Annotated in this window: 30 protein-coding genes and 1 pseudogene; 14 read left to right on the forward strand and 17 right to left on the reverse strand. The window is 67.5% G+C overall.

Features of this window, described 5'->3' with window-relative positions:
* Nucleotides 1-28: 28 nt before the first annotated feature.
* The 3 genes from MRBLAR12_RS13280 to MRBLAR12_RS13290 all read left to right on the forward strand — a co-directional run bounded on the left by MRBLAR12_RS13280 (nucleotide 29) and on the right by MRBLAR12_RS13290 (nucleotide 3184).
* Nucleotides 29-1024, forward strand: a complete 996-nt coding sequence (locus tag MRBLAR12_RS13280) for a TIGR03885 family FMN-dependent LLM class oxidoreductase (protein WP_364746603.1) — start codon at nucleotides 29-31, stop codon at nucleotides 1022-1024.
* Complete coding sequence (locus MRBLAR12_RS13285) at nucleotides 1021-2763, forward strand: alpha-amylase family protein (protein WP_229991910.1); 1743 nt, start codon at nucleotides 1021-1023, stop codon at nucleotides 2761-2763. The genes MRBLAR12_RS13280 and MRBLAR12_RS13285 overlap by 4 nt, the downstream gene beginning before the upstream one ends.
* Before the next feature lie 184 nt (nucleotides 2764-2947).
* Nucleotides 2948-3184 carry a hypothetical protein gene (locus MRBLAR12_RS13290; RefSeq protein ID WP_229991909.1) on the forward strand — a complete coding sequence of 79 codons (237 nt, stop codon included), beginning with the start codon at nucleotides 2948-2950 and terminating at the stop codon, nucleotides 3182-3184.
* Between the two features lie 3 nt (nucleotides 3185-3187).
* On the opposite strand, the gene MRBLAR12_RS13295 is transcribed toward MRBLAR12_RS13290, so the two are convergent.
* From MRBLAR12_RS13295 to MRBLAR12_RS13305, 3 genes are all read right to left on the reverse strand, one after another.
* Nucleotides 3188-3514, reverse strand: coding sequence for a MoaD/ThiS family protein (locus tag MRBLAR12_RS13295; RefSeq protein WP_229991908.1), 327 nt, complete (start codon nucleotides 3512-3514; stop codon nucleotides 3188-3190).
* A 16-nt stretch (nucleotides 3515-3530) separates the two neighbouring features.
* On the reverse strand, nucleotides 3531-4655 hold the full coding sequence (locus MRBLAR12_RS13300; protein ID WP_229991907.1) for a WD40/YVTN/BNR-like repeat-containing protein: 1125 nt from the start codon (nucleotides 4653-4655) through the stop codon (nucleotides 3531-3533).
* Between the two features lie 67 nt (nucleotides 4656-4722).
* Nucleotides 4723-4935 (reverse strand): hypothetical protein, encoded by a 213-nt coding sequence (locus MRBLAR12_RS13305; RefSeq protein ID WP_229991906.1) that lies wholly within the window; start codon nucleotides 4933-4935, stop codon nucleotides 4723-4725.
* A 151-nt stretch (nucleotides 4936-5086) separates the two neighbouring features.
* Between MRBLAR12_RS13305 and MRBLAR12_RS13310 the strand changes: the two genes are divergently transcribed.
* From MRBLAR12_RS13310 to MRBLAR12_RS13325, 4 genes are all read left to right on the forward strand, one after another.
* Complete coding sequence (locus MRBLAR12_RS13310) at nucleotides 5087-5572, forward strand: universal stress protein (protein WP_229991905.1); 486 nt, start codon at nucleotides 5087-5089, stop codon at nucleotides 5570-5572.
* Nucleotides 5573-5786: 214 nt separating this feature from the next.
* On the forward strand, nucleotides 5787-6164 hold the full coding sequence (locus MRBLAR12_RS13315; RefSeq protein WP_229991904.1) for a metal-sensitive transcriptional regulator: 378 nt from the start codon (nucleotides 5787-5789) through the stop codon (nucleotides 6162-6164).
* Nucleotides 6165-6233: 69 nt separating this feature from the next.
* Nucleotides 6234-6464: a cation transporter gene (locus MRBLAR12_RS13320; RefSeq protein ID WP_229991991.1), complete on the forward strand. Its 231-nt coding sequence runs from the start codon at nucleotides 6234-6236 to the stop codon at nucleotides 6462-6464.
* 136 nt (nucleotides 6465-6600) lie between these two features.
* Entirely contained in the window at nucleotides 6601-8835 is a 2235-nt protein-coding gene (locus MRBLAR12_RS13325; protein ID WP_414645520.1) for a heavy metal translocating P-type ATPase, read from the forward strand.
* A 27-nt stretch (nucleotides 8836-8862) separates the two neighbouring features.
* Here the strand turns inward: MRBLAR12_RS13325 and MRBLAR12_RS13330 are convergent, their stop codons facing one another.
* Both MRBLAR12_RS13330 and MRBLAR12_RS13335 read right to left on the reverse strand, forming a co-directional pair.
* Entirely contained in the window at nucleotides 8863-9135 is a 273-nt protein-coding gene (locus tag MRBLAR12_RS13330; protein ID WP_229991902.1) for a DUF2277 domain-containing protein, read from the reverse strand.
* 94 nt (nucleotides 9136-9229) lie between these two features.
* Nucleotides 9230-10183 (reverse strand): EamA family transporter, encoded by a 954-nt coding sequence (locus tag MRBLAR12_RS13335; protein WP_229991990.1) that lies wholly within the window; start codon nucleotides 10181-10183, stop codon nucleotides 9230-9232.
* A 215-nt stretch (nucleotides 10184-10398) separates the two neighbouring features.
* On the opposite strand from MRBLAR12_RS13335, the gene MRBLAR12_RS13340 reads away from it, so the two are divergent.
* On the forward strand, nucleotides 10399-10941 hold the full coding sequence (locus tag MRBLAR12_RS13340; RefSeq protein ID WP_229991901.1) for a CGNR zinc finger domain-containing protein: 543 nt from the start codon (nucleotides 10399-10401) through the stop codon (nucleotides 10939-10941).
* A gap of 71 nt (nucleotides 10942-11012) precedes the next feature.
* On the opposite strand, the gene MRBLAR12_RS13345 is transcribed toward MRBLAR12_RS13340, so the two are convergent.
* The 3 genes from MRBLAR12_RS13345 to MRBLAR12_RS13355 all read right to left on the reverse strand — a co-directional run bounded on the left by MRBLAR12_RS13345 (nucleotide 11013) and on the right by MRBLAR12_RS13355 (nucleotide 13499).
* Nucleotides 11013-11375, reverse strand: coding sequence for a hypothetical protein (locus MRBLAR12_RS13345; protein WP_229991900.1), 363 nt, complete (start codon nucleotides 11373-11375; stop codon nucleotides 11013-11015).
* Between the two features lie 84 nt (nucleotides 11376-11459).
* Nucleotides 11460-12053, reverse strand: coding sequence for a hypothetical protein (locus MRBLAR12_RS13350; protein ID WP_229991899.1), 594 nt, complete (start codon nucleotides 12051-12053; stop codon nucleotides 11460-11462).
* Between the two features lie 90 nt (nucleotides 12054-12143).
* Nucleotides 12144-13499, reverse strand: a complete 1356-nt coding sequence (locus MRBLAR12_RS13355) for an MATE family efflux transporter (RefSeq protein WP_229991898.1) — start codon at nucleotides 13497-13499, stop codon at nucleotides 12144-12146.
* A gap of 150 nt (nucleotides 13500-13649) precedes the next feature.
* Between MRBLAR12_RS13355 and MRBLAR12_RS13360 the strand changes: the two genes are divergently transcribed.
* Both MRBLAR12_RS13360 and MRBLAR12_RS13365 read left to right on the forward strand, forming a co-directional pair.
* On the forward strand, nucleotides 13650-14084 hold the full coding sequence (locus MRBLAR12_RS13360) for a DoxX family protein (protein ID WP_229991897.1): 435 nt from the start codon (nucleotides 13650-13652) through the stop codon (nucleotides 14082-14084).
* Nucleotides 14085-14247: 163 nt separating this feature from the next.
* The gene (locus MRBLAR12_RS13365) at nucleotides 14248-15222 is read left to right on the forward strand and encodes an acyl-CoA thioesterase (protein ID WP_364746610.1); all 975 of its coding nucleotides are present in this window, start codon (nucleotides 14248-14250) and stop codon (nucleotides 15220-15222) included.
* Between the two features lie 6 nt (nucleotides 15223-15228).
* On the opposite strand, the gene dnaB is transcribed toward MRBLAR12_RS13365, so the two are convergent.
* Entirely contained in the window at nucleotides 15229-16614 is a 1386-nt protein-coding gene (gene dnaB, locus MRBLAR12_RS13370; RefSeq protein WP_091560661.1) for a replicative DNA helicase, read from the reverse strand.
* Nucleotides 16615-17344: 730 nt separating this feature from the next.
* Here dnaB and MRBLAR12_RS13375 point away from each other — a divergent pair.
* Entirely contained in the window at nucleotides 17345-17812 is a 468-nt protein-coding gene (locus MRBLAR12_RS13375) for a hypothetical protein (RefSeq protein ID WP_229991895.1), read from the forward strand.
* 3 nt (nucleotides 17813-17815) lie between these two features.
* On the forward strand, nucleotides 17816-18388 hold the full coding sequence (locus MRBLAR12_RS13380; RefSeq protein ID WP_229991894.1) for a hypothetical protein: 573 nt from the start codon (nucleotides 17816-17818) through the stop codon (nucleotides 18386-18388).
* An 81-nt stretch (nucleotides 18389-18469) separates the two neighbouring features.
* Here the strand turns inward: MRBLAR12_RS13380 and MRBLAR12_RS13385 are convergent, their stop codons facing one another.
* The gene (locus MRBLAR12_RS13385) at nucleotides 18470-18895 is read right to left on the reverse strand and encodes a zf-TFIIB domain-containing protein (RefSeq protein WP_229991893.1); all 426 of its coding nucleotides are present in this window, start codon (nucleotides 18893-18895) and stop codon (nucleotides 18470-18472) included.
* Between the two features lie 67 nt (nucleotides 18896-18962).
* Nucleotides 18963-19592, reverse strand: a complete 630-nt coding sequence (locus tag MRBLAR12_RS13390) for an FMN reductase (RefSeq protein ID WP_229991892.1) — start codon at nucleotides 19590-19592, stop codon at nucleotides 18963-18965.
* A 139-nt stretch (nucleotides 19593-19731) separates the two neighbouring features.
* On the opposite strand from MRBLAR12_RS13390, the gene MRBLAR12_RS13395 reads away from it, so the two are divergent.
* The gene (locus MRBLAR12_RS13395; RefSeq protein ID WP_229991891.1) at nucleotides 19732-20154 is read left to right on the forward strand and encodes a DUF1801 domain-containing protein; all 423 of its coding nucleotides are present in this window, start codon (nucleotides 19732-19734) and stop codon (nucleotides 20152-20154) included.
* 91 nt (nucleotides 20155-20245) lie between these two features.
* On the opposite strand, the gene rplI is transcribed toward MRBLAR12_RS13395, so the two are convergent.
* The 4 genes from rplI to rpsF form a co-directional block, all read right to left on the reverse strand.
* Nucleotides 20246-20698: a 50S ribosomal protein L9 gene (gene rplI, locus MRBLAR12_RS13400; protein ID WP_229991890.1), complete on the reverse strand. Its 453-nt coding sequence runs from the start codon at nucleotides 20696-20698 to the stop codon at nucleotides 20246-20248.
* A 17-nt stretch (nucleotides 20699-20715) separates the two neighbouring features.
* Nucleotides 20716-20955, reverse strand: a complete 240-nt coding sequence (gene rpsR, locus MRBLAR12_RS13405) for a 30S ribosomal protein S18 (RefSeq protein ID WP_003800144.1) — start codon at nucleotides 20953-20955, stop codon at nucleotides 20716-20718.
* Nucleotides 20956-21080: 125 nt separating this feature from the next.
* Nucleotides 21081-21656 (reverse strand): single-stranded DNA-binding protein, encoded by a 576-nt coding sequence (locus MRBLAR12_RS13410; RefSeq protein ID WP_229991889.1) that lies wholly within the window; start codon nucleotides 21654-21656, stop codon nucleotides 21081-21083.
* 55 nt (nucleotides 21657-21711) lie between these two features.
* The gene (rpsF, locus tag MRBLAR12_RS13415; protein WP_090582123.1) at nucleotides 21712-22017 is read right to left on the reverse strand and encodes a 30S ribosomal protein S6; all 306 of its coding nucleotides are present in this window, start codon (nucleotides 22015-22017) and stop codon (nucleotides 21712-21714) included.
* Nucleotides 22018-22291: 274 nt separating this feature from the next.
* Here rpsF and MRBLAR12_RS13420 point away from each other — a divergent pair, with 274 nt between their 5' ends.
* The gene (locus MRBLAR12_RS13420) at nucleotides 22292-22975 is read left to right on the forward strand and encodes a DUF1345 domain-containing protein (protein ID WP_229991888.1); all 684 of its coding nucleotides are present in this window, start codon (nucleotides 22292-22294) and stop codon (nucleotides 22973-22975) included.
* Between the two features lie 67 nt (nucleotides 22976-23042).
* Here the strand turns inward: MRBLAR12_RS13420 and MRBLAR12_RS13425 are convergent, their stop codons facing one another.
* Together MRBLAR12_RS13425 and MRBLAR12_RS13430 are read right to left on the reverse strand one after the other, a co-directional pair.
* The gene (locus MRBLAR12_RS13425; RefSeq protein ID WP_364746614.1) at nucleotides 23043-24359 is read right to left on the reverse strand and encodes a M18 family aminopeptidase; all 1317 of its coding nucleotides are present in this window, start codon (nucleotides 24357-24359) and stop codon (nucleotides 23043-23045) included.
* A gap of 57 nt (nucleotides 24360-24416) precedes the next feature.
* Nucleotides 24417-25338 (reverse strand): annotated as a pseudogene (locus MRBLAR12_RS13430) (intradiol ring-cleavage dioxygenase).
* Nucleotides 25339-25573 lie beyond the last annotated feature (235 nt).

Genomic DNA, 25573 nt, shown 5'->3' on the forward strand with positions numbered 1-25573 from the left:
GGCCCCGCCCCCACGGTAGACATGGGTGATGGCTACCATTGGGTTCCACGCCTCGCATGAACAGATCAGCCCCGGCCGCCTCCTCAAGGACGTGCAGCTGGCCGAGCAGGCCGGCTTCGATGCCGCGATGTGCTCGGACCATATTGAGCCGTGGTCCGCCCGGCAGGGCCACTCCGGCTTCGCCTGGTCCTGGCTCGGGGCCGCGCTGGCCACCACCGGGCTGCGTTTCGGGGTGGTGACGGCGCCCGGGCAGCGCTACCACCCGGCGATCATCGCGCACGCCTCGGCCACCTTGGCGGACATGTTTCCCGGCCGCTTCTGGATGGCGCCGGGCAGCGGTGAGTACATGAACGAGCACGTCACCGGCGAGCACTGGCCGCAGAAGGAGACGCGGCAGCGCCGGCTGGAGGAGTGCGTCGACATCATCCGCCGGCTCCACGCCGGCGACGTGGTCACGCACCACGGCCTCGTCACGGTGGAGCAAGCCCGGATCTGGGACGTCCCGGAGACCAAGCCGCCGCTCATTGCCCCGGCCGTGAGCGTGAAAACAGCGCGCCGGGCGGCGGCCTGGGCGGACGGACTCGTCACCGTGAACCAGCCGCCGGAAAAGCTGAAGGACATGCTGGCGGCCTACCGGGACGCCGGTGGCCGCGGGAACGCTGCCCTCCAGGTCCACCTGTCCTGGGCACCGACAGAGGCCGAGGCCGTCGCGATCGCTATGGACCAGTGGCGCACCAACGTCTTTGCGCCGCCGATTCCCTGGGACCTGCCCACGGCGGCCCATTTCGACGGCGTCAGCGCCGGTGTCCAGGAGGACCAGGTGCGGGCGGCCGTCAACGTTTCCGCCGATGCCGGGCAGCACGCCCAATGGCTCGCGTCCTATCTGGACCTCGGATTCGACGAGCTGTACCTGCACTTCGTGGGCCAGGAGCAGGCTCCGTTTATCGACGTCTTCGCCGAACACGTCCTCCCCCAGCTCCGCCCGGCCGGACAAGCCCTGACCGGACCGGACGGTGCGCTGTGAGAATCGCCGAAACCTCTGACCTCTGGTGGAAAAACGCGGTGATCTACTGCCTGGACCCGGAGACTTTCTTCGACGGCGACGGCGACGGCACCGGAGACTTCGGCGGGCTGATCCAGCGCGTTGACTATCTTGCCGCGCTCGGAATTACCTGCATCTGGCTCATGCCCTTCTACCCCTCCCCGGACCGGGACGACGGCTACGATGTCACCGACATGTACGGCGTGGACCCCCGGCTGGGGAGCCCGGGGGACCTGGTGGAATTCATCCGCACCGCCAACGATCGCGGCATCCGGGTGATCGCGGACTTTGTCATCAACCACACCTCCGACCGGCACCCGTGGTTCGTCCAGGCCCGGAAGTCCGTGGACAACCCGTACCGCGACTACTACGTCTGGCGGAAGGACACGCCGCCGGACACCTCGGACCAGGTGGTGTTTCCCGGCGAGGAGACCTCCATCTGGACCCAGGACAAGGCCACCGGTGAGTGGTATCTGCACATGTTCGCCAAACACCAGCCGGACTTGAACGTGATGAATTCCAAGGTGCGGGACGAGATCGCGAAGTCCATGGGATTCTGGCTGCAGCTGGGCCTGGACGGCTTCCGGCTGGATGCGGTGCCCTTCTTTCTGGAGTTGCTCGGCGAGCCCAAGGACGAGGCCGCGAGAATCGATCCGCACCAATACCTGAGCGCCCTGCGCAGCTTCCTCAACCGCCGCCAGGGCAGTGCCGTGCTGCTCGGCGAGGTCAATCTCCCGTACAAGGAACAGCTGAAGTACTTCGGCGGCCCGGCCGGCAACGAGCTGAACATGCAGTTTGATTTTCTCTCGATGCAGAACATGTACCTGTCACTGGCCCGGCAGGACGCCCGGCCGCTGGCCCGGACGCTGAGCAGCCGTCCGAAAATCAATCCTGACAACCAATGGGCCATGTTCGTCCGGAACCACGATGAACTCACGCTGGACAAACTCAGCGATGCCGAACGCGACGAGGTCTTCGCAGCCTTCGGCCCAGATCCCGACATGCAGATGTACGGCCGCGGACTGCGGCGGCGGCTGCCCACCATGCTCGGCGGCGACCCGGCCAGGATCCGCATGGTCTACTCCCTGATGTTCTCGCTGCCGGGCACCCCGGTGCTCTTCTACGGCGAAGAGATCGGGATGGGCGAGGACCTGCGGGCGAAGGGCCGCTCGGCCGTCCGCTCCCCCATGCAGTGGGACAACACCACGAACGGCGGCTTCTCGACCGCCCCGTCCGGGGACCTCGTGGCCCAGCCGGTGGAGGGACCCTTCGGCCCGGCACATATCAACGCCGCGGCCGCGAAACGGGATCCCGATTCGCTGTGGAACTTCGTCGCGACGCTGATCCAGCGCTACCGGGAATGTCCCGAGCTCGGCTGGGGCAGGTTCGAACTCATCAAGCAGGGCTCGCCGGCGGTGCTGCTGCAGCGCTGCACGTGGGACGGTTCCACGGTGATTGTCGCCCACAACTTCGGCGCGGAGTCGGTGTCCGTGACGGGCGCGATGGCGGCGGCATCGCCGCAGGAGGGCGAGGAAAGCGGGCCAGCGGGTCCGGACGCGACGGGCGGCGAGGTGCGGTCGTACGCCGGGGCCGTGCTCCGGGACCTGCTCGGCGGCGAGGACATCCCGCTCTCCGACGACGGCGCCTTCGAGCTTCCGCTGGACCGCTACGGATACCGGTGGTTCCGGGTCCAGCGCCCGGGGGAACGACAACTCCCCTGAGCGCGCCCGCCGGCAGTGCGGCGGCCGGCAAACTAAGGGGGCCGGCGAAAAAGAGGGCCGGTAACCGCCGCGCCGTCGAAAACTAACCGGCCCCTTACCGTGCTGAAACGCGGACGCAACATTGGCGCAGGACACTGGAAGTGCCGGCAAGAGCAGGCACCAGCTCCAGTCAGGAGGCCCCGCCATGTTGAAGGAAGCCAAAGCCCATGTAACCCGTATCCGCACCCTCGACCAGCTGCACCGCGGCGATGAGATCGAGGCCCGCCTGAGCGTGGGCCCGAACTACGACGACGTCGTGATCCGCCGCGGCAGCGTCCAGGAAACGGCCCCCGGAATCGGCGTCGTCTGGATCATGGACCGCCAATCGGGCATGCGCAAGGCCATCAACGCGGACGAATGCACCGTCTGGCGGGTCGCCTGAGGCTCAGCCTCCCGCCACTGACTGGATGATGAGGACTTCCTGGCCTGGTGCCACGGCAGTCACCAGGCCCTGCAGCCGCCGGATTTCATTCCCGTTGACGTATATATTCACGTAACGGCGGACAGCTCCGGTCTCGTCCCGCAACCGCCGCGACAACGCCGGATAGTCCCCGGTCACCGCATCCAGCAACCGCTCCACCGTCACCGCCGCCTCCGCGGGCGTAGTCAGGATGGACTGCCCGCCAGCGAGCGGCTGGAGCACGCTGGGCAGGACCACACTGATCGCGGACTCGGCCGGCATGGAGTCGCCGTCGACCATGGCGCCGTTCATGCGCTTGTTCGTCCCCTCACGGCTGCGCCGGCACCAAAGCCGCGGAAACCACGGCCGCCCGCACGCACAGCACGTCCGGCAGGTGCGAGGCGATTTCGGTGAAGTGTTCGCCCTCGTCGGCGCTGGCGTAGACACTGCCACCCCGCGTCCCGAAGTAGACGCCCGTGGGCTCCGCGCCGTCCACGCTGGCAGCATCGCGCAGCACTGCGTTGTACTCGGCATCCGGGAGCCCGGCGTCGAGCCGTTTCCAGCTGGCGCCGGCGTCATCCGTCCGGTGCACGGCCAACTTCCCGTCCGGCGGAATCCGTTCGCCGTCAGCCTTCAGCGGGATCACCCAGGCCGTACCGGCCCGGCGCGGATGCGTCAGCATCACAAAACCGAAGTCCGCCGGCAGCCCCTCGGCGATCGACTCCCACGATTCGGCGTCGTCGTCGCTGCGGTACACGCCGTGGTGGTTTTGCGCGTACAGCCGGCCGTCGACGGCGGCGTCGGCCGCGATCTTGTGGACGCACTGGCCGAATTCCGGGTTGGGGTCTGGCATGAAGTAGGCGGAAATCCCCTTGTTGCGCGGCTCCCAGGAGGTGCCGCCGTCGAGCGAGCGGTAGACCCCTCCCGTGCTCATGGCAACGTGGACTTTCTCGCCCGTGGGGTCAACGACGATCGAGTGCGCCGCGGCGCCGCCATAACCTGCGCCCCATTCGCTGCGGTGCGGATGGTCCCAGAGGCCGCGGTTGAGCTCGAAATGCTCGCCGCCGTCGGTCGATTTCCAGACGGAGATCGGTTCACATCCTGCCCACACGACGCCCGGGCGGGAGTCGGCGTCCGGGTGGATCTGCCAGATCCGTTCCAAGGCGGCCTCGGTGCCGTCGGGGAACGTGATGGCGCCGTTTTCGGGTTCGCTCCAAGTTCCGCCCAGGTCATCGGAGTGAAAAACCGTGGGACCCCAGTGCTCGGAGCGGACCCCCACCAGGATCCGGGTCCTGCCATCGCGGGTATCGATGCCGATGCTGGGCACCTCACTCATCAGAAAATGCGGCCCGGACAAGGACCAGTGCCTCCGGTCCGGGCTGGTCGCCAGCCAAAGGCCCTTCTTGGTCCCGATCGCCAGGACATAACTCTCTGCAGTAGCCATGCGTCCCATGCAACCATCCCCGCCGGAAGGCCGCAATGGTTTTCTCCCGGCGCCGACGGGGGTACCGTGGCGCGTGTCAGTCGACGAACTCCGACTGCGTCTCGATGAAGTCCCAGTCCGCAGCCGTCAAAACTGCGGCGCCGCCGGCGGACGATTCAGCGGGACTGGGGCCGCCGGCGGCGGCTATCCCCCGCTGCACGGCCTCGGGCAGTTCGACGGTCCGGAGATTTTCCCGAAGCCATTCTTTGCTCGCCAAATCCAGATCCAACCACCACATGTAGATCTCCACGGCGGCCACCTCCTCCTGTGTTCTTCAACCGTAGGCCCCGTCCCCGGGCTGTTCAAGGGATTCCCCGGCAAACTGCGCCAGCGCCGTCCCGAGCTGCGGGAACGGGAAGTAAGCCCCTGTTCAGGGCGGCACCCCGGCGCCAGAATGAAGTATGTCTGACGACTCCGCCGACGGCCCGGCGCCCCTCGTGGTGGGCGTGGTTCCGGGGCAGCATCCCGAGGTGCTGCAGCTGGCGGCATCCCTTGCGAAGACCCTGGCCGCGCCCATGATCTGCGCCTACGTGGATGAGGCAAGCTACCTCGTGGAGTGGGATCCGGCGCGGTCCGCGCACCGCCTGTCGCTGCATCCGGACGCGGACGACGCCCGGATCCGGGAGACCACCCAGGAGTTGCGTTCGGCCATTGAGGCACACTGCGCAGGCCTGGGGATCGACTGGACACTGCGCACCCTGGCCGGGGACCCCGCCCGGGCGATCGGCAGGCTGGCCGCGGACGCCAACGCGCGCATGATTGTGGTGGGGACCCCCGAACGCGGCATCGGCCACCGCATTTCCGCGGCGCTCAACGGCTCTGTGGCGGCATGGCTGAGCCACCATCAGGAACGTCCGATCCTCATCGTTCCGGCGGGTAGAAAATAAAGCGAAAGTACTTATTCGGAGTGCTGGTGTTATCCCACTACCGCCAAGTAAGCTCGATGTGTAGGCGGGACGAACCGCCTACCCTATAGCTGCTCCGGAGTGCGTATCCCCCAATAACGCACTCCGGAGCTCTTTAATTTGCGCAACGTTCCAGATTCCCCGCAAGCCCGCGCGCAGGCTTGAAACATACCCCTAGGGGGTATATGTTGGGGGCATGAGCGAGTCAGAAGTCCCCGGCACGGCGCGCCCGGACCCGTCGAGCTTGGACCCGTTGAGCTTGGACACAGCGCCCCACGAGCAGCACGGCTACACGGCCAACAAGGATGCCTACCTTCGCCGGCTCAAGCGGATCGAAGGGCAGGTCCGCGGCATCGCCCGGATGGTTGACGAGGACAAGTACTGCATCGACATCCTCACTCAGGTCGCCGCCGTCACCAAGGCCCTGCACGCGGTGAGCCTGGGGCTCGTCGAGGAGCACATCGGGCACTGCGTTGTCGGCGCCGCCGCCGAGCCGGATCCGGAGCTTCGGGCCGAGGCCATCGATTTCAAAGTCAAGGAAGCCACCGATGCAATCGGACGCCTCCTGCGCTAGGACCTGCACCACCCACCACACCACCGGGCCGGGGAACCACCACACCTGCCCAGCGACAAGGAGCACGCCATGGCCACCGTTTCCACCACCGTCAACGTTTCCGGCATGACCTGCGGCCACTGCGTGTCCTCCGTCAGCGAAGAACTTGAGGCGCTCTCCGGCGTCGAAAAGGTCGACGTCGATCTCAAGGCCGGGGGCATCTCCACCGTCACGATCACCTCCAGCGAGACACTGTCGTCCTCCGAGATCGGCGAGGCCGTCGCCGAGGCCGGCTACCTCATGGTCGCCAGCGAAGCCTGAGTGACGTTCGCGCCGGCGGACGGCAGACGCCGGCCAACGGCAGACAGGGCATCGACGGGAAAAGAAGGGCGCCGTGAGCAGCGAGCAGTTGTTGGACCAGGCCGGAAGCCGGGTCATTGACCTCGATATCGAGGGCATGACCTGCGCCTCCTGCGTCAACCGGGTCGAGCGCAGGCTCGGAAAGCTCGACGGCGTCGAGGCCAGCGTCAACCTGCCCCTCGAGTCCGCCCGTGTCAGCGTCCCGGCGGACATTACCGACGACCAAATCACCGCCACGGTCGCGGCCGCTGGCTACAAGGCCACGATCCGGTCCCCCAAGTATCCGGGCACACCGGTTGAGCCCGCAGAACTCCCGGCCACCACCGGGGTTCCGACTGGCTCAGCCGCACCCTCACTCCGCCCGCGGCTCGCCGCGGCAGCCGCGCTCACCGTGCCGGTGTTCGCGATCTCGATGATCCCGGCGCTGCAGTTCCCGAACTGGGGCTGGACAGCCGCCGTCCTTGCCCTGCCGGTGGTCACCTGGGCGGCGTGGCCGTTTCACCGCGCCGCGGCAGCAAACGCCCGGCACCTGGCCTCGACCATGGACACCCTGGTATCAATCGGCGTGATTGCTGCCTACGCGTTCTCGGCCGGCCAGCTCCTAGCCGACCCGCGCATGACCGCACACCCGGCAGCGGAGGGCATGAGCTCCGGCGGCCTGTATTTCGAGGTCGCATCCGTGGTCACCACGTTCCTGCTCCTTGGCCGCTACCTCGAGGCCAATGCCAAACGGAAGGCCGGCGACGCCCTCAGGGCCCTGCTGGACCTGGGGGCAAAGGACGCGACGATCCTGCGCCACGGCACCGAGCACAAGATCCCGGCCGACCAGCTGGCCGTCGGAGATGTGATGGTGGTCCGCCCCGGCGAGAAGATCGCCACCGACGGCGTGGTCATCGACGGCTCCTCGGCCGTGGACGCCTCCCTTGTGACCGGCGAATCCGTACCGGTGGAAGTTGGCCCGGACAGCCAAGTCACCGGGGCCACCATCAACACCTCCGGCCGGCTGCTGGTCCGCGCCACCCGCGTCGGGTCCGAAACCACGCTGGCCCAAATGGGGCGCCTCGTCTCTGCGGCGCAGACCGGAAAAGCACCCATCGCCCGGCTCGCAGACCGCATCAGCGCCGTCTTCGTACCGGTCGTCCTGGCCATCGCCGCCCTCACCTTCGGGGCCTGGCTGATGGCGGCCGCACCGGCCATGGGCCCCGACGAGGTCCGGGTCGCCTTCACCGCCGCCGTCGCTGTGCTGGTCATCGCCTGCCCCTGCGCCCTGGGGCTGGCCACACCGGTGGGGCTGCTCACGGGAACCGGCCGCGGCGCCCAGCTCGGCATCCTGATCAAGGGGCCGCAGGTCCTCGAGGACACCCGGACGGTGGACACGATCCTGCTGGACAAGACCGGAACCGTCACCACCGGCCGGCTCGCCGTGGACGGCATCCACAGCTTCGGACCGCACAGCGAAGCCGAGGTCCTGCGCCTCGCGGGGGCAGTGGAAAACGCCTCCGAGCACCCGATCGCCCGGGCCATCGCCGCTGCGGCTTTGGCCGCGGAGGGCTTGAACAACGACGGCGCCGGCCACCCCGCCGTCGCCGGCTTCCGTTCCGCGCCCGGCGGCGGCGTCCAGGGCACCGTGGACGGACGGCGGGTAACCGCGGGGCGCACCGGCTGGCTGCTGGAGCTCGGCATCGCCCCGGCCCCGGCGCAGCGGGAGGCGCTGGGCACTGCCGAAGACTCGGGCGCCACGGCCATCTGGGTTGCCGTTGACGGCGAACCCGCCGGCATCATCCGCCTGCGGGACACCCTCAAGCCCGGCTCCGCAGCCGCGGTCGCCCGGTTCCGGGAACTCGGGCTCCGGCCGATCCTGCTGACCGGTGACAACGCCGCCGTGGCCGCGCAGGTGGCGGCCGCCGTCGGGATCAGCCCGGACGACGTCTTCGCGGGTGTACTCCCGGAGGGCAAGGTCGACGCCGTGCGGAAGCTGCAAGCGGCGGGCGCCACTGTGGCGATGGCCGGGGACGGCGTCAACGACGCCGCGGCGCTAGCGCAGGCGGACCTGGGCATCGCTATGGGCTCCGGCACCGACGTCGCCATCGAGGCCGCCGATCTGACGGTGATGGGCAACGACCTCGGGCAGGTGGCGCAGGCGATCGAGCTCTCCCGCCGGACGCTGGGCACCATCAAGACGAACCTTTTCTGGGCGTTCTTCTACAACGCCGTGGGCATTCCGGTGGCAGCCCTGGGCCTGCTCAACCCGATGATCGCCGGCGCCGCAATGGCCGCCAGTTCGGTGCTGGTGGTGGCCAACTCGCTGCGGCTGCGCAGCTTCGGCCGCTAAGCCGGTCCCGCCCCTGGCGCCACTGCCTCAGGCCGCGCCGTAGCGGACGGCAGCGCGGGCTTTGGCCTTGGCGGCTTCCTCCCCGCGGTCCTTTGCGGGGGCGTGGGTCACGAGGGAGTCGAGCAGGTGCTGCGTCGCGTGGGCAACCTCATGCACAGCCCGGTTGAAGGCCTCTTCGTTGGCTTTGGACGGCTTCGTGCTGCCACTGATCTTGCGCACGTATTGCAGCGCTGCGGCCTCCACCTCGGCGGTGGTCGCGTGGGGCTCAAAATTGTGGAGGGTCCGGATGTTTCGGCACATATCTCCATGCTAGGTGCCTTCGGGCCCGGGAACGAGGACCCCGGCGTGAATGCTGGCACCCGGCAGGCACCTGAGAGGTAACGCTGGTGGTGGCTTACGGCACGGGCTCGCAGTCGTTCGCGTGATCCAGTGCTGCCGCACCGGTGCCGGCCGGTGCCCGGAGCTCGTCCAGACGGACCAGGACCACGCCCCCGACGATCAGGAGCCCGCCCAGGAGCTGGATGGGTCCGGGCAGTTCGCCCAGCAGCAGCCACGCCCAGATGACGGCGAACAGCACTTCGGTGAGCGAGACAAAGGACGCGACTTTCGACCCGAGCGCCCGCGCGGCGACAATTCCGGACACGTACGCCACCACCGTGGCCAGGACGACGAGGCCGCCCAGCGCCACCCACCACGGGGTGACCCAGGGTCCCAGGCGGGTGTCGGCGGTGCTGAAGGCCATCGGCAGCAGCCCGGTTGCCGCGGTCAGCCACATGACAATGGCGCCCACCATGAGCCCGCCGGAGGCCAGGACGATGGGCGGGAGGGTGTCGTTTTCCTTGGCGGTGATGAAGAAGTAGATGGCGAGGCAGACGGCGGCCGCGATCCCCCACAGCACGCCGATGAAGTCGACCTTCACGGCTCCCGTGAGGTCCAGGACCAGGACCAGCCCGCCGAGGGACAGGAGCGTGCCGGCAATGGTCAGTGGCCGCGGCCGTTTCCGGCTGACGGCCCACAGCCAGAGCACGATCAGGACCGGCGCGAGGTACTCCAGCAGCAGGGCGACGCCGACCGAGAGCCGGGACACTGCGTTGAAGTAAAACAGCTGGCATGCCGCGACGCCGATGAATCCAAACAGCACGACGGTCAGCCAGTTGTCCCGGAGCTGGTGCCACCGCCCGCGCAGGGCGGGAATGGCGGGGATGGCCAGAATCAGGGCCGCGCCCGTGAGCCGGGCCGTGACGGCCGCGCCGGGTGTCCAGCCCGTTTCCAGGAGCGCCTTGGCGAATGATCCGGAGAGCCCGAACACCGCGGACGAAAACAGGGCGACGCCCAGGCCGGAGGCCATGAAGCCTGATGCCGCTCCGGTCCGATTGGCAGCCTGTGTGGCACCCTGGCTCGCGCCCTGCGCGGCGCTGCCCGGTTCGGAGGCAGGCCGCTGGGCGGCAAGGTCTCGTACCGGGGCGGCGACGGGGCGTTGGGGGGCAGACACGGCAATCTCCTGTCAGGAGTAAAATAGGGTTATGCTCATGACATTACGCCCGGACAAGGTAAGGAGTCAAGATGGTTTTTGCCCCTGACACGGAAGTTGCCCTGCGTTCTGTGGTCAACCTCATCAACACGGCGGCCAACGGTGAGGAACATCTGGCCACCGCCAAGGATCTGGACGACTTCCTGGAGGCCGAGGGCTTCACCGGTTCCCGGACCCGGGATGAGGCCGAGCTGGCAAGCGTGCGGTACCTGCGCGGCGAGCTCGCCGAGCTCTGGCTGGCGGACGAGGCCACTGCCGCCGAGACCGTGAACCGGTTGCTCCGGGAGGCCAGGGCGCTGCCCCAGCTGGTCAAGCATGTTCCGTGGGACTGGCACTTGCACGCCACCACCCCGGAGGCTCCGCTGGCCGACCGGATGAGTACGGAGGCGGCCATGGCGATCGTTGACGTGATCCGCAGCAAGGAAATGGACCGCCTGCTGGTGTGCGCCGCGGACGACTGCGACGCCGTCGTGCTGGATCTGAGCCGCAACCGCTCGAAGCGCTACTGCGACACGGGCAACTGTGCCAACCGCGCCCACGTGGCCGCGTACCGGGCCCGGAAAGCCGCGTCCTGACGGCGACGGCCGCGGGCCGTGGCCTTCTGTTAAAACTGCGCCGTCAGGCCTGCGCTGTGAGGCCTGTGGTGTTAGGCCTGCGGGCCGCCATCACGGGAATCGCCGGGGCCGGCCTCGGGGCGGGGCCGCGCTGACGGGCCGCCGTGGCCGGAGGACGGGTGCTTGGAACTGAGGTTGACGCCGGAGCCCTTGCCCAGGTCCTCGGGGTTGTCCTTGTGGCTCATCGCGAGCATGGCGGCCACCACCAGGATCACAATGAAGGCGATCCCGGCGCCGATGAACGCGAGGTCGAACCGGGGTGAGCGGGCGCTGCCGCCCGAGGCGAAGATCAGGACGCCAAAGAACATCACCACGGCCCAGAACGCGGAGAACATGAGCGGCCCCTTGACCGAGTTCCGCAGGCTGCGGGGCGCTCCGGGTTTCTGCTGTGCCAAGGTGTTTTCCTCCTGCAGCCCGCGCGGGGAAGCGTGGCTGTCTTGTTACCGCAATTGTTCTACGCCGGGTAGAACCTGTCGGTACTAGTTTACGGCCTCCGCGGAATCGCCCGGAGCATCATGCCGCAGGGTCAGGCCGGACAGCATCCACAGGACGCCGCTGATGATGGCCCCGCCGCCCGCAACGCCGAGGAGTGCGTGCGGGCCGAGGCCGATGAAGAACGGCAGCGCGATCGCGGTGCCCAGCCCGATCACGCCGGAGGCGATCCAGTCGCGGGCCAGTACGGACCGGCCGCGGGCGAGAATGCCCGCGGACAGTTCCGCGGCGCCGGCCACGCCCAGGCCAAGGGCCGCGATCGTTCCGAAGACGAGTGGGGCGGGGATCAGGGCCACGGCCGCGCCGGCTCCGGCCAGGGCTGCTCCGCCGGCGGAGAGGATCCTGCCGGCGCCTTCCCGGGGGCGGAACCCGGTCTTGGGCAGGCCCCAGATCATGACCACACCGGTGGCCAGCAGGTAGAGGCCGCCGGCCCAGCCCATGCCGGCCTCGGACGGCGCGGCCCAGAACACGGTCACGGCACCAAACACGAGCGCAACGGCCGCCCTGAGAAGCACGGGCTTCCAGAGGTCGGCCGCGGCGCGGATGGCAGGGGTCGCGTCAGGCGCTGCGGGAAGAGTCACCCGTCCAGTTTAGTGCGAAGCCGCCACTGCCCGCGCGTCTGCTGGCCGGGCCGGCTCAGTGCGCCCGCCCGCGGTTCCTGCTCAGCGCACTCAGCGCGCGCCGAGGACCATCCACTTCTCCGTCCGGGCCCGGAGGCCGAGCGTCAGCGCCCGCGCCGCCATGTAGCCCAGGGAGAAGGCGGCCCACAGCCAGAGCAATCCCGCGCCGGCGCCGGCGCCGGAATACCCGACGGCCAGCAGCAGCGGCAGGTAGGCCGCGAGATTGACGACGCCGGCGATCGCCAGATAGCGGGCGTCGCCCGCGCCGATGAGGACGCCGTCGAGGACAAAGACGTAACCGGCCAGCGGCTGCCCGGCGGCGAGCACCCAAAGGGCGAGGGTCAGCGCCGCCCGGACGTCGGCGTCGGACGTGAAGAGGGCGCCTGCCCATGGCGCCGCGGCAGCCAGGAGGATCCCGGTCAGTGCGCCGAAGCCGAGCCCCCACCGCGTCATGGTGCGCGTCAGCGCGCGTGCCGCCACCGGCCGGGCCGCACCGAGTTCCTTGCCGATCAGGGCCTGGGCGGCGATCGCGAGGGCGTCCAGCGCGAAGGCGAAGAACGTGAAGATGGTCATGGCCAGTTGGTGCGCGGCGAGATTGACGGGACCCTGGGCGGTGACCACCACCACCGTGGCGAGAATCGCGATGCGAAGGCTGAGCGTGCGCAGCATCAGCCAGGAGCCCACCCTGGTCAGGGCCCGGATGCCGCGCCAGTCCGGCCGCAGGGACACCCCGTTGTTGCGGGCGTTGCGCCGGACGATCAGCACATAGACGGTTGCCATGGCCCACTGCGCGATGCTCGTGCCCACGGCCGAGCCGGTCACGGACCAGCCCATCCCGTAGACGAGGACCAGGTTCAGCGCGATGTTCAGTGTGAAACCGGCGGCGGCGACGATCAGCGGGGTCCGGGTGTCCTGGAGTCCGCGCAGCACCCCGGTGCCCGCGAAGATGAGCAGCATCGCCACGAGGCCCGGCATGGACCCGCGCAGGTAGTCCACGGCAAACCCATGCACCTCACCGCGGGCGCCCATCAGGTCCAGGAGCGGCCCGGCGGCCAGGAACCCGGCGGCCGCCAGGACGAATCCCAGCAGGAGCGCCAGCCAGACGCCGTCGCGTCCAACGGCGAGGGCTTTCGCCAGCTGGCCGTTGCCGATGGCCCGCGCCACGGCCGGCGTCGTGGAGTATGCCAGGAACACCATGAGTCCAACTGCCGTGTGAAGGACCGCCGATGCCAGCCCCACGCCGGCCAGCTCGGCCACGCCGAGATGGCCCACAATTGCCGAATCCGCGAGCAGGAACAACGGCTCGGCGATCAGCGCGCCGAAGGCCGGCACGGCCAGGCGCAGGATTTCCCGCCGGTGCCCTGTAGCCGGCGGCAGGGTCGTGGACAGCGGCGGGGAAGGATGCACGGCTTAACCCTAGCCGGGCACAAGAATAGCCACAGAACGTCATTTGGTTGACATTTCAAGTAAATGACGGAACCATAAGAGTTGAACATACAACTTTTGCGCTGCTGCGGCCCGCCCGCCGCAGCACCCAGACTCTAGAAAAGGCACGTAATGAACCAGCCCGCACTGACCACCTCCGCCCGGACCATCCTGCGCGTCATCACGGGCTTCCTGTTCGCCGCCCACGGCTGGCAGAAGTTCAACGAATTCACCATCGCCGGCACCCAGGCGGCTTTCTCCCAGATGGGCGTCCCGGCAGCCCAGGCGGTGGCCCCCTTCGTCGCCACCCTCGAACTCGTCGGCGGGGTCGCACTGATCCTGGGCGTCCTCACCCGGGTCTTCGCCGCCCTCCTTGCGCTGGACATGCTCGGCGCCCTGTTCCTGGTCCACGCCTCCGCCGGCGTCTTTGTCGCCACCGGCGGCTACGAGCTGGTCCTGATCCTGGCCGCCGCCGCCCTGGCCGTGGCCCTTGTCGGCGCGGGCAAGCTCTCCGCTGACCGGGCCCTCTTCGGCCGCAGCAACTCGAAGCTCAGCGTCCTCGCCTAAGGCTTCGCCAAAGGCAATCAGCGAACGACGGCGGGCAGTCACCCTTGGTGACTGCCCGCCGTCGTTCGTGCCACCGCCTGACACTGTCCCGGTTATGGCGTCCCGGACAGCGATTGTGTCGCCTGCCGGCGGCTCCTGCCGGGCCTTTCAGTAAACTCGCAGCATGAGCGAGAACGCGCCCAATTCCGTGACCCTGCGCTTCCTGGCGGCCCCCACCGATGTCGGCCACAGTGGCTCGGTCGACGCCGGCACCGTGCTCGAGTGGGTGGACAAGGCGGCCTATGCCGCCGCCGTCGGCTGGGCAAAGTCGTACTGCGTGACGGCCTACGTGGGAAACATCCACTTCGCGGACCCGGTCAACAGCGGCGACATGGTGGAGGTCGAGGCCACGATCGTGTACACCGGGCGCTCTTCGATGCATATCCGCACCGTGGTGTCCTCAGGGGACCCCAAGGGCGGAGCTGCCACCATGCGCAGCCAGTGCATCGTGATCTTCGTGGCAGTGGGCGCGGTCGGCAAGCCCATCCCGGTGCCTCAGTTTGAACCCGTGACGCCGGAAGAAATCGAGCAGCGGGACGACGCTCTGGCCCGGATAAAGGTCCGCGAGGACATCGTCCAGGCCATGAGCGGACAGGAATATACCGACGCCGGCACGGCCGAGCGGGTGGTGCTGCGGTTCATGGCGGCGCCCACGGACGTGAACTGGGGCGGCAAGGTCCACGGCGGCATCGTCATGAAGTGGATCGACGAGGCCGCTTACGTCTGCGCGTCCCGCTACTGCGGGAAGGACACCGTGGCCGTGTTCTCCGGCGGCGTGCGGTTCTACCGGCCGCTGCTGATCGGCCACGTCGTGGAGGTCGAGGCCCGGCTGGTCTACACCGGCACCAAGGGCATGCACATCGCTGTCCATGTCCGGTCCGGAGATCCCAAGGGGCGCGAGCTGAACCTCACCACCTACTGCCTGACGGTCATGGTCGCCCGCGACGAGACCGGCACCTCGGTCCCGATTCCGCAGTGGGTACCGGTGTCCGGGGAAGACGTCCGGCTCCACGCCCATGCCCGCGAACTGCTGGAAATCCGCGGCCGGGCGCCGGGAAACCGGCTGCCCAACCACCTGCTCGCGGCAGGCGGGGCCTAGGGCCGGCTAGAAGCCGCCGCCACCGCCGGCGTCGGCCGCCATGTTGGCAAACCGCGAGTAGTGGCCCTGGAAGGCCACCACAATGTCCTTTGTGGGGCCGTTACGGTGCTTGGCGATCAGGATGTCCGCCTCGCCGGCGCGGGGGGACTCCTTGTCATAGACGTCTTCGCGGTGCAGCAGAATCACCATGTCGGCATCCTGCTCGATTGAGCCGGATTCGCGCAGGTCCGAGACCATGGGCCGCTTGTCCTGGCGCTGCTCGGAGCCACGGTTCAGCTGCGACAGCGCGATCACCGGCACCTGGAGTTCCTTGGCCAGGAGCTTGAGGGCGCGGGAGAACTCGGAGACTTCCTGCTGGCGGGATTCCACCTTCTTGCCCGAGCTCATGAGCTGCAGGTAGTCCAGGATCACGAGCTTGAGATCATGCTGCTGCTTCAGGCGCCGGCATTTGGCCCGGATTTCCATCAGCGACATGTTGGGGCTGTCATCGATGAACAGCGGGGCATCGTTCATGCGGCCCATGGTGGTGGCGATCTTGGACCACTGCTCGTCTTTGATGGTGCCCTTGCGGAGGTCCTGGAGACCAATGGTTGCCTCGGCGGACAGCAGGCGCATGGCGATCTCGTTGCGGCCCATTTCGAGGGAAAACATGACGGTTGCGAGGTTGTTCTTGATGGCTGCCGAGCGGGCGAAGTCCAGCGCGAACGTGGATTTGCCGACTGCCGGGCGGGCGGCGATAACGATCATCTGGCCCGGATGCAGGCCGTGGGTCAGTTCGTCGAGCTCATAGAAGCCGGTGGGGACGCCCACCATGCCCTCGCCCCGGTGGCCCGAGGCCTCGATCTCGTCAACGGTGGATTCCATGACGTCCTTGAGGACCACATAGTCCTCGGCGGTCCGGCGTTCGGCGACGGCGTAGACCTCGGCCTGGGCCTGGTTGACCAGGTCTTCGACCTCGCCGTCCTGTCCGTAGCCGAGCTGGACAATCTTGGTGCCGGCATTGACGAGGCGGCGCAGGACCGCGCGTTCGCCCACGATTTCGGCGTAATAACCGGCGTTCGCGGCCGTGGGGACGGTCTGGATGAGTTCGTGCAGGTAGGCGGGGCCGCCGATCCTGTTGATTTCGCCGCGCTTGGTCAGCTCGTCCGAGACCGTCACGGCGTCAGCCGGTTCGCCCCGGCCGTAGAGGTCGATGATGGCCTCGTAAATGGTTTCGTGGGCCGGACGGTAGAAGTCCTGGCCACGCAGGATCTCGACGACGTCGGCGATGGCGTCCTTGGACAGCATCATGCCGCCCAGGACTGACTGCTCCGCGGGGATGTCCTGCGGGGGCTTGCGGCTGCCCTCGCCTCCCCGCGTACCCTCGACTGAGTCCAGATGCGTAACTGACAAAACTGCCGTCCTTCATTGTGTGCCGTGGCGGATATCCGTTCGCCGCAGCGCGTGTGCCCAGTGCCTTAATGCCCTGCGCCTTAATGCCCTGTGCCTTGATGCCCAACAGCCGTGATGCCCAACTGCTGTGATGCCCGATGCTGTGATGCTGTGATGCCCAGCGGCAAAGCCCGGCACATGCCGGCCGCTCAATTCTTATCAGTCAGCTCCGACAGTTCGCGCCGATCCGACACCGCCGTTATCCACAGCGTTGGTGCGGCTTGTGTGCCACCGGGATCCGGGGGCTGGGCCCCGGTTGGCATCACCTGGCTACCGCAGGATTTCCGCTTCCCAGGCCCGATATCCTGCAACGTTATCCGCCGATCGGTCAGGCACCAACCCGGCAGCCCCGCTCCCCTGTGGATAACCTGTGTAGTAGTGCCAGATGCTTGTGCACAGTCTGTGGGTAGAGCTGTGGATAGAAAGAAAGTTAAGCCCGAAATCCGTACTTGACCTGCGGAAACATTGGATTCATCTTGTGGACACAAAACATTTTTCGCCAAGCTTCATCCACAGCCTGCACCTTGCAGCTGGGGATAGACTGCGGCGCCGGAGGCCACATTTGCCGCCCAATGTGCACATTTTGTGACCGGACTCATGCCGCCGCACCGAATTGACGCCAGCCGCGGCGCACTGTACGCGCGGTGCGGAACATGCTGTGGATAACCGCAATCTGGCATAAGCTCTAAACATGGGCGATGTACTGATAGTCATGTTGCCTGCCCTCATTCTGGCGGCGGTGCTGTGGGCGGTGACCACAGCCCTGAAGCCGCGGAATTTCGGCATCTCCGACGCCGAGCGCTATCAGCGGGAACTGGCGGTAAAGTCCCTGGCCCACTACGCGGCACAGGTCCAGGCTGCCGAGGCTGCCCGCGCCCGGGTTGAAGCCACCACGCGCCCCAGCCAGAACTCCCAGCAGCAGACGCAGCAGGCCGACAACGCCCGCTCCGCCCTGCTGGCCAAGATCGGCTCCGCCCCCTCGCGGAGCCGCCACGGCCACGAGGACGCCCTGCTCGCCGTCGGACACCTGAGTCCCCAACTCCTCCTGCAACTCCAGTCACTGGCCCGCGACGGCCAGAAGACGAAGGCCGCCCGGCTCCTGCGGCAGTCGACCCACTCGGACTTCAAGACCGCAAAGAATTACGTAGAACGGCTGTAGCACATGGACTCCCTGCTCATTCCCGTACTGATCCTGGTGCTCGTGGCCGCCGGCGTGCTGATCGCGGTCCGCGCCTGGAGCCGCCGCGGCGAACGCTCCAGGCCGGCACCCATGCCACAGCAGGACCCCGGCTCGGCGGAGCTGGCGCGTGCGGCGGCCGCCAGGCTCACCCAGGAGCAGCACCGGCGGCTATACGCTCTGATCGCGCAGGGGCAGGCGATGGCCGCCATCAAGGTGTACCTCGAGGCCACAGGCGAGGGCCTGCGGGCGTCGCGCGACGCCGTCGCGGCGCTGGCGGCGCACCCCCAGCCGTTCCGCGCCCCGGAGCCCGCGCCGGAGGACGTTCCGGACGAGGACGACGTGCCGCAGCGGTTCGCGTACCGCTACCGCGCGATCGCCAGCAAGGGTGATGTCACGCGCGAGGTGAGCAGCAACATGCTCAATGATGAGATCTACGGGAGGATCCGCACCCTGGCCAAGAGCGGCGATACCGAGGCCGCAGCGACAGCCCTGACCCGCCACTCGGATATTTCCATGAAGCAGGCCAGGGAATTTATTGCGTTGCTGGGCGACTGAGCGCCATAGGGCCCTGGCCCCGTTCATCCATCCCGCTGGCCCTACCCGGTAGATTCCGCGCTGGCAGGTAGTTTCCCTCGCCTAGAAGTCGAACAGGTCCCCCAGCCAGCTTTCCTTTTTCTTGGGACGGCGGCGGTCGTCGTAACGCGGCTGCTCATACCGCGACTGATCTGGGCGCGACTGATCTGGGCGCGGACGGTCGCGGCGCTCATCGTACCTGCGGTCGTCATAGCGGCGGTCATCCGGGCGCCGGTCATCCCGGCGCGGGTCGAAGTTGTACAGCGGAGGCGGAATGTGGCCAGGCGCCGTAGGGGGGAAGGCAGCAGGCGGGAGCGCAGTCGGCGGCAGCGGCGCGGCGGGGACGGCTGCTGCCGGGCCCAGGGACTCCGCCGCACGGTCGATGATCTTGTCCAGCTCCCCCCGGTCCAGCCACACTCCCCGGCATTTGGGGCAGTAGTCGATCTCCACGCCGCTGCGTTCACTCATGATCAGGTCAATAGAATCCACGGGACACTTCATGTCCCGGACAACGAGCGGGCCGCCGAAAAGGTTCGGGCGGCCCGGTGTGCAGAGCCTACCGCTGGCCGGTGATCCCGGCGAGCAGCTGCTCAAACGGCAGGGATTCCAGCGCGGCCGGCTTCTGCTGCGGCCCTGAGTCCTGCAGCAGGCCGACAAACTCCTCCGCCGCCCGGTCCACGCGCACCGAGAGCGGTGAGCCGCCGTCGTCGTCGTTGTTTCCCCAGTCCTGCGGTCCGGCGAAGACCGCGGTGGCGGCGATCCGGGTGCGCAGGTAGGTGAAGAGCGGCCGCATCGCGAAGTCCAGCACCATCTGGTGCCGGTCCGTGCCGGCGGTGGCCCCGAGCAGAACGGCCTTGCCTTCCAGCGCCTTGGGATCGAGCACGTCGATGAAGGACTTGAAAAGCCCGCTGTAGGAGGCGCTGAACACGGGGCTGACGGCGATCACGCCGTCGGAGGCCTCGACGCCGGCGATCACTTCGGCCAGCCGCGGAGCCGCGTAGCCGGTCACGAAGTTGTTGGCGATGTCCACGGCCAGGTCCCGCAGCTCCACGACGTCGATGTCCACGGCGTAGCCGGCCGCGGCGAGCTGCCGTTCAGCCGACGCCGCCAGCTGGTCCGCCAGCAGGCGGCTCGAGGAGGGGACGCCGAGTCCGGCGGAGATAACGGTGATACGGCGGGTTTCCACGGAGTGCTCCTAAGTTGAATCCTGGTAGCAACGCTGTTACATGCGTTTGCATCTACCTCTAGAAGCGGCGGATGCCTGGATTTATTCCCGGACACACGCCTTGCCTGACAGGAGTGCCGCGCTCTGCCAGACTGCCCTCATGGCTGAAAACAAAACGCAGGCCACCGGCGCCTCGGTGGAGGAGTTCCTGGCCGCCGTCGAGCATCCGGTCCGGCGCGGCGACGGGTTCCGCCTGCTGGCGCTGATGTCCGGAATCACGGGGGAACCGGCGCAGATGTGGGGTCCGACAATTGTGGGGTTCGGCCGCTACCACTACAAGTACGCGAGCGGCCGGGAGGGCGACGCCGCGGCGGTCGGATTCTCCCCCAGGAAATCCAGCCTGTCGCTCTACGGCCTCACGTACGGACCGGAGGCCGCCGAACTGCTCGGCAGGCTGGGCAAGCACAAGGTCGGCGCCGGCTGCCTGTACGTCAACAAGCTCGACGACGTCGACGAGGCCGTGCTGGCGGAACTGATCCGGCTCGGCTACCGGCATGTCAGCACGATGCTGCACCACGCCTAGTTTTTTAAAGCAGAAGGCCCCCGCCTTCGGTCCCTCAGAGGGAACCGGAGGCGGGGGCCTTCCCGCAGTTCAGGACTGCAGCCGGTGAGGGCTACTTGCCTGCGATTACGTCGAGTTCGATCACAGCGGAAACGTCGTCGTGCAGACGGACGTTTGCCTGGTAGGAACCGGTCGACTTGATGTGTGCCGGCAGTTCAACCTTGCGCTTGTCGATGCGGCCCAGGCCAGCGGCCTCAACAGCGTCGGCGACGTCGCCCTGCTTGACGGTGCCGAACAGGCGACCGGTTGCGCCGGCCTTGACGATCAGCTTGACCGGCTTGGCGGAGAGTGCAGCGGCCTGCTTCTGAGCGTCTTCCAGGGAAGCGTGCTCGCGGGCAACGCGGGCAGCCTTGATGGACTCAACCTGCTTCTCGCCACCCTTGGACCAGGTCAGGGCGAAGTTGCGGGGCAGCAGGTAGTTACGTGCGTAACCGTCCTTGACCTCGACAACATCGCCAGCAGCACCGAGACCGGTTACTTCGTGGGTCAGAATGAGCTTTGCCATGTTAGTTAATCCCTTCCTTAGCCGCGGCCAGCGCCGGAGTAAGGCAGCAGAGCAACTTCGCGGGCGTTCTTGATTGCCTGGGCGATCTTGCGCTGTTCCTGCACCGTGACGCCAGTGACGCGACGGGCGCGGATCTTTCCGCGGTCGGAGATGAACTTGCGCAGCAATGCTACGTCCTTGTAGTCGATGACAGTGATGTCAGCGGCCTTCAAGGGGTTGGACTTTGGTTTGGGCTTACGGAGTTCAGCCTTAGCCATCGTGGAGCTCCTATTCGATGGAGCCCGTGGATATTGATCCACGGGATGGTGGTGATCCGGCGCGGTCTGCACCCGGCCGCCTTGCGGCGTCCAGGCGGTTTTCGTTGCCGGACCTTAGATGTTGTTTAGAAGGGAGGTTCGGAATCCGGGCCGTTGCCCCAGCCGCCACCGGCATTGCTGACCCCGGGCGTGGCCCACGGGTCTTCCTGCGCGGCGGGCTGGTTGCCGCCCCATGTTCCACCGGTGTTGCCGCCCTGGTTTGCACCCTGGCCGCCACCGAAGCCACCGCCGCTGTTGCCGCCGCCGAAGCCACCCTGTCCACCCTGACCGCCGGAGCGCTGGGTGCGGTTGACCTTGGCATTGGCGTAGCGCAGGCTCGGGCCGATTTCATCGACCTCAAGCTCGATAACGGTGCGCTTCTCGCCTTCTTTTGTTTCGTAGGAACGGCTCTTCAGGCGGCCGGAGACGATCACGCGCATGCCCTTGGTCAGGGATTCGGCGACGTTTTCGGCTGCTTCGCGCCAGACCGACGCGCGGAGGAACAGGGTTTCCCCGTCCTTCCACTCATTGGACTGCCGGTCGAAGGTGCGGGGAGTAGACGCGATGGTGAAATTCGCTACGGCCGAACCGGACGGTGTGAACCTGAGTTCGGGGTCATTGGTGAGGTTACCGACAACCGTGATAGTGGTTTCGCCTGCCATCTACTGCCTCCTTGTGCGTTCCTGCGGGGATGAAGATTGAAGGTTGGCTGCTGAATTACTCAGCAACAACTTTCTGCTCTTCGGGGCGGGTGATCTTGGTGCGCATGATGGTCTCGTTGAGACTCAGCTGGCGGTCAAGTTCCTTGGCGGTAGCCGGCTCAGAGGTGAAGTTCACCACGGCGTAGATACCTTCGGACTTCTTCTGGATTTCGTAAGCCAGGCGACGACGGCCCCAGATGTCAACCTTTTCGATGGTTCCACCATCGTTGGTGATGACGTTCAGGAACTTCTGAAGCGACGGCTCAACGGCACGCTCTTCGACCTCGGGGTCGATGATTACCATCAATTCGTAAGGACGCATATGTGAACCCACCTCCTTTGGGCTAAGCGGTTACGGCATTTCCGTAACAGGAGGTTCATTTGCGGTGTCATGCAATGCCCGGCCGCCGGAACGGTGGCAGGGCGCAGCACAGACTTCAATATCTTAGTGCATTGGGGCTGGTTTCGGCGATTCCTGATGGAGCCACGCTAGCCCGGGCTTGCCGGGGGCGGAACCGGGCAGGGCGCTCATGTGGAAAACCGCCGCACGGCCGGCGGTCGGGGAGCCGGCGTGCGCTCTGTGCCATGATCTGAAAATGGACACCGACACCGATGCCACCGCCGTGCCCCCACCGATCCGCCGCAGCCGGCTGCGCTTTGCGGTCATGATGCTGGTCGGCGTGCTCGCTGCGACGGTCACCGGGCTGGCAGGGTACTGGGTGGAGGCCCCGGCGGTCGGCTGGTCCTGCGCCGCGGCATGCTACGTGATCTGGGTCTGGCTGGTGATCGGCCGGCTGGACCCCATCGAAACCATGGCCCATGCCACGGCGGAGGACCCGTCCCGCAGCGTCACCGACCTGCTGATCCTGGCCACGAATGCGGCGAGCCTCGTCGCGGTGGCCGCCGTCGTTATCGATTCGCACAGCACCGACACCTGGGCGCGCTTCGGCGGCGGGCTTTTGGTGCTGTCCTCGGTGGCGCTGTCCTGGCTGCTGGTCCAGACCCTGTTTACGCTGCGCTATGCCGAGCTTTACTACAGCACCGACGCCCATGCGGGGGCGGCGGTTGGCGGGATCAACTTCAACCAGGCCGGCCCCCCGCAGTACACGGATTTCGCCTACCTCGCCACGAGCCTGGGAATGACGTACCAGGTCTCCGACACCGCCCTGGAAAACCATGGTGTGCGGGCCGAGGCGCTCAAGCACAGCCTGTTGTCATATATTTTCGGGACCATCATCCTGGCCGCCACACTCAACCTTGTGGTCGGGCTGACCGTCTAGGGCCGCTAGGCCCTTTCAGGGCCGTCTAGGGCCGGCCATGGCGCTTCAACCCCTCATTGACCTGCGGTTACACCGCCGTCCGGAAAAACGTCCGGGTGACCGTGGCCAGCCAGTGCGGGTCCTGGACTCCGCAGAGCTCGCGCGCCGAGTGCATCGACAGCAGGGGCACGCCGACGTCGACCGTCCGGATTCCCAGCCGGGTGGCCGTCAGCGGACCGATCGTCGAGCCGCACGGCATCACGTTATTGGAGACGAATTCCTGGTACGGAATCCCGGCGTCCGTGCACAGCCGCGCCCAGAGGGCGGCCCCGGCGGCGTCGGTCGCGTAGCGCTGGTTGGCATTGATCTTTAGCAGCGGCCCGCCGTTGAGGACCGGCCGGTTGGCGGGATCGTGCCGCTCCGGATAGTTCGGGTGCACGGCATGGCCGGCGTCCGCCGAAACGCAGAACGACGCCGCGAACGCCTGCCGCCGCTGGCTCGCCGAGGCTCCGAGTCCGTCGGATATCCGCACGAGGACGTCTTCGAGGAGGGGCCCGCACGCGCCGGATCGGGACGCTGATCCGATTTCCTCATGGTCGAAGGCGGCCAGCACGGCGATCGGCGCACCGTTTGGCAGCGGCGTGGCGGCGTGCGCGATCAACGCCGTGAGTCCGGCATGGGTCGCTGAGAGGTTGTCGAGCCGGCCGGAGGCGAAGAATTCACCCCGCGCGCCGAACACCGCCGGGGCCTGGGTGTCCGCAATGACGACGTCGTACCCGCCGATCTGCGCCGGATCCACCGCAGCATCGCTGACCCTGTCCGCGAGGAGCCCGAGCAGGTCCTCGCCGGCGGGATCGCCCAGGCCAAAGACCGGGTTCATGTGCTGCTGCTTGTCCAGGGCGAGGCCTTCATTTACGGCCCGGTCAAGGTGGATGGCGAGCTGGGGGAAGCGCAGTAGCGGGCCTGTGGCCGTGAGGTGCTGTCTGCCGTCGCGCATGACGAGCCGGCCGGCGAGCTGGAGTTCGCGGTCCAGCCAGGAGTTCAGGAGGGGCCCGCCGTAGACCTCAACGCCGGCCTGCAGCCAGCCGAACTTGCCCGTAGTGGGTTTCGGCTTGAGTTTGAAGGACGGCGAGTCCGTGTGGGCGCCGAGGATGTTGAAGCCCGTGGTCGGTCCGGCGCCTGACGGCACCACCCAGGCGATGAGGGCGCCGTCGCGGATCACATAGAACTTGCCGGCAGCGGCGGCTTGCGGCTCCGGCCAGGCCTGCAGTTCTTCCAGGCCCGTGAAGCCCGCCGCCTCCAGCCGGCGCGCGGCTTCGTGGACGGCGTGGAAACTCGACGGCGACGCGCTGACGTACGCGCCGAGGTCCTGGATGTGCTCTACGGCAGTGCTCGGTGTTGGCATGGCTCCGAGTCTAGCCCGGCACGCACAGGGCCCCGGGCGTGCCGGGCGCCGCCTTGCCTAGACGGTGACGTTGAGGCCGGCGGCGTAGCCCGCGGCTACCGAGCCGCTCATCGTGGCCAGCTGGTAGATACCGCCGTCGTTGCCGAAGACGTTGTCGGATTTCAGCGTGGTGCGGGGGAAATTCTGTGCACTGGATTCGTAGCCGGCCGACGCGTAGACCTCCTTGCAGGCTGCCTCGGTCAGCGCGATCTGCGACACCGCCAGAACCTGGCCGGCCGCCGTCGCCTTGTTCATGGACTCGAACACTTCGAAGTGGATGTGCGGCCAACGGCCGCTGTAGGCGCCGGGGTAGATGGTCGTGAACGTGACCTGCCCGTTGGCGTCGGCCTCCTGGACGCCGCGGAGGTAGTTCTCGTTCTGGAGCCCGGAATCGTACATGGAGTATCTGCCCTCGCGGTCACAGTGCCAGGCGTAAACGGCGGCGCCGGCCAGCGGGGTGCAGCCGTTGGCGTTGTCCAGCAGGGTCAGCGTGACGGTCAGCGGAATGCCCTCGGCCGTGCTGGTGGAGGTCCCGAAGCTGGACGTCATGTCCTGGCGGACCACGCCGGAAGCCTCGAGGACGTTGGGCCCGTTGGATCCGTCACCGGGGTAGGGGCCGGCGGTTTCCTGCGGGATTTCAATGCCGCATTCGGCGATCGCACGGGTCAGGGCCGGAGTGGCCGATGACGAGGCGGACGCCGCTGCCGCGGCCGACGTCGTTGCTGTCGCGGGCGCTGCTGCCGCCGAAGTCGCTGCGGCCGGGGCCGACGTCGAACTGCCGCTAGTGCCGCCAGGGGTGCAGGCCGCCAGGGCGGCAGCCGTGCCCGCGCCGAGGAACATGCCCAGGGATCGGCGGCTCATGAGGGTGGAGAGATCGAAATTCCAGGCCGCGGTCATGGTTGGGGTGCGGCTCGTGCGGGGGCTGGGGCCTATTTGTCATAACCCCATCGAACCCGGCAGCGCTATGGGCTGGCTAGTCCCTTCCTGTGAAACGGCTGTGCCGCGGCTGGACATGCCCTCCTTTCGGGCCGGGGAATGGACATGTCCCCGCGGCAGGCATGGGCATGCCCTCCCCTCGCGCCGAGCAGTGGACATGGTGGCGCTATGTCCACTCGTGGGAGCAGAGGGAGGGCATGTCCGGATTTCAGACCTCAGAAAAGGCTCTCTGACCACGG

It is taken from the genome of Arthrobacter sp. LAR12-1-1.1 (assembly GCF_040676555.1).
Taxonomy (GTDB): Bacteria; Actinomycetota; Actinomycetes; order Actinomycetales; family Micrococcaceae; genus Arthrobacter.